We start from the raw sequence: 1,031 nt of genomic DNA, 5'->3' as shown, positions 1-1,031 counted from the left end.
GCGCGTGGCGTGATTACGGCGTCGGCGGGCAATCATGCGCAGGGCGTGGCGCTGTCGGCGGCCCGTATGGGCGTGAAGGCGATTATCGTGGTGCCGGTCACGACGCCTCAACTGAAGGTCGATGCGGTGCGCGCGCATGGCGGGGCGACGGTCGAGATCGTGCAGTTCGGCGAGTCGTTTAGCGATGCCTACGGCCATGCGGTGAAGTTGCAGGAAGAGCGGGGCTTGACCTTCGTGCATCCGTTCGACGATCCGTATGTGATCGCGGGCCAGGGCACGGTTGCGATGGAGATTCTCAGCCAGCACCAGGGACCGATTCACGCGATCTTCGTGCCGATCGGCGGCGGCGGGTTGGCAGCGGGTGTGGCCGCCTATGTGAAAGCAGTGCGCCCCGAGATCAAGGTGATCGGCGTGCAGACCGATGATTCGTGCGCCATGGCCGCGTCGCTGAAAGCGGGTGAGCGGGTCACGCTGAACGAAGTCGGCCTGTTCTCGGATGGCACGGCGGTGAAGCTGGTCGGCGAAGAAACCTTCCGCCTGTGCAGCGAATATCTCGACGACGTGCTGCTCGTGAATACCGACGCACTCTGCGCCGCGATCAAGGATGTCTTCCAGGACACGCGCAGCGTGCTCGAACCCGCAGGTTCGCTCGCCGTTGCCGGCGCCAAACAATATGCCGAGCGCGAAGGCATCGAAAACCAGACGCTGATCGCGATCACGTCGGGCGCGAACATGAACTTCGATCGCATGCGCTTCGTTGCCGAGCGCGCCGAAGTCGGTGAAGCGCGCGAAGCCGTGTTCGCGGTGACCATCCCCGAAGAGCGGGGCAGTTTCCGCCGTTTCTGCGAACTGCTCGGCACACGCAGCGTCACCGAATTCAACTACCGCATTGCAGATGCGAATTCCGCCCATATCTTCGTGGGCGTGCAGATCCGCAATCGCAGCGAGTCGGCGCAGATTGCCGGCGCGTTCGAAGCCCACGGTTTCGCGACCGTCGACCTGACTTTCGACGAACTCTCCAAGCAGCACAT

The 1,031-nt window shown here is 63.4% G+C and carries 1 protein-coding gene; it reads left to right on the top strand.

Annotated elements, in window-relative coordinates; genetic code table 11:
- On the top strand, window positions 1-1,031 hold a 1,031-nt coding region (gene ilvA / locus FQ705_RS15410; protein WP_144142539.1), incomplete at both ends, for a threonine ammonia-lyase, biosynthetic.

The organism is Paraburkholderia sp. BCC1884, from assembly GCF_900996225.1.
GTDB lineage: Bacteria > Pseudomonadota > Gammaproteobacteria > Burkholderiales > Burkholderiaceae > Paraburkholderia.
This window is presented reverse-complemented; position numbering and strand designations above follow the sequence as displayed.